The organism is Pseudomonas sp. Sample_24 (genome assembly GCF_004307605.1).
In the GTDB taxonomy this organism is placed as follows: domain Bacteria; phylum Pseudomonadota; class Gammaproteobacteria; order Pseudomonadales; family Pseudomonadaceae; genus Aquipseudomonas.
The window spans coordinates 1-1,715 of sequence record NZ_RCNW01000377.1; the positions used below are offsets into that span (position 1 = coordinate 1).

At 58.1% G+C, this 1,715-nt stretch carries 2 protein-coding genes; both read right to left on the reverse strand.

Translation table 11 applies throughout. From position 1 onward, the window contains the following. On the reverse strand, positions 1 to 586 hold a 586-nt coding region (locus tag D8V06_RS21405), incomplete at its 3' end, for an RNA polymerase factor sigma-32 (RefSeq protein ID WP_130931734.1). 113 nt (positions 587 to 699) lie between these two features. Then, the coding region (ftsX, locus tag D8V06_RS21410) for a permease-like cell division protein FtsX (protein WP_130931735.1) at positions 700 to 1,715 on the reverse strand (1,016 nt) is incomplete at its 5' end.

Here is a 1,715-nt window from a genome sequence, read left to right on the forward strand (position 1 = left end):
GGAACGCACTGTCGTCGTCGGCTTCGGCAGCCGGGTCGAAGGCCATGTCGTGGCCAGTCAGGCGACTTTCCATCTCACGCACTTCCCGAGGCTCTACACCGAGGCTTTCCGCCACACGATGGACTTCCTCGTTGTTCAACCAGGCCAGACGCTTTTTCTGGCTGCGCAGATTGAAGAACAGCTTGCGCTGGGCCTTGGTGGTCGCGACTTTCACGATGCGCCAGTTGCGCAGGATGAATTCGTGGATTTCCGCCTTGATCCAGTGAACGGCAAAGGACACCAGGCGCACGCCCATTTCCGGGTTGAAGCGCTTCACGGCCTTCATCAGGCCGACGTTGCCTTCCTGGATCAGGTCAGCCTGAGCCAGGCCGTAGCCGGAATAGCTACGGGCGATATGTACGACAAAACGCAGGTGGGCGAGCACCATCTGCCGAGCCGCCTCAAGATCCTGCTCATAATAGAGACTCTCGGCCAGTTCACGCTCCTGCTCCGGCGTCAGCAATGGAATGCTGTTGACGGTGTGCACATAGGCCTCCAGGTTCGCACCCGGGACCAGAGCATATGCAGGCTGCAAAGAATTGGTCATACGAAAAAACCTCCGACTTACATACTCGTGCCAGTGGCACTGCGAAAATTGACCGGAAACCAAAAGACAAGTTCCCCTAAAAACTGCAAGGTCAATCACGCGCAAAAAAGATTCTACTTCGGCGCCAACTCCCTGAGATGACGTGCGACTGCAATCCATGCACCGATATAACCCAACAGCACCGCGCCAAGCAAGAGAGACAGACCATCGGCGACCGGTACGCCGGCCAGCGCGAAATCGCTGCCATACAAACCGGCCAGCCCGACGACCGCATCGTTCAGCCAGTCCAGACCAAACGCCAACAGCCCCCAGGAAAGCAGCCCTGCACCGAAACCATACAACGCACCCATATAGAGAAAGGGCCTGCGCACATAGCTGTCAGTGCCGCCCACGAGTTTAATCACTTCTATCTCGGTGCGGCGGTTTTCAATATGAAGACGAATGGTATTGCCTATCACCAAAAGTAATGCAGAAACCAGAAGCACGGTCAGACCAAAGACAAAGCGGTCACCGAGCTTGAGGATGGCTGCCAGACGCTCGACCCAGACTAGATCAAGTTGCGCCTGTTGTACCCTGGGCAGTTCGGAAAGTTTTTGTCTTAATGCTTCAAGTGCAGGCTTGTCGACTTCGTTCGGCGTCACCAGGACCACGCCGGGCAGCGGGTTCTCCGGTAACTCCTTGAGCGCATCGCCCAGGCCGGACTGCTGCTGGAACTCTTCCAGAGCCTGATCACGCCCCACGTACTCGGCATCCGCCACACCGGGCATGGCCTTGATCTGCTCACGCAGGGATTCACCTTCAGCCGGGCTGGCTTCGAGTTGCAGGTACAGGGAGATCTGCGCCGCACGCTGCCAGGAACCGCCCAGACGCTCGACGTTACTTAGCAAAAGTGACAGCCCCATGGGTAAGCTCAGGGCAACGGCCATCACCATGCAGGTGAAAAAGCTGCCGATCGGCTGCTTGCCCAGGCGGCGCAAGCTGTCCAGCAAGCTGGCACGATGGCTTTCAATCCAGGCGCGAAACAGTGTGGCGAAGTCCGGGCCATCATCGTCATCGCGCTTTTTCTTCTGCGGCTGCGGATCGGCGGCCTTCGGGGCCACGCGCTCGGAAACCTTCGGACTGCGTGTCG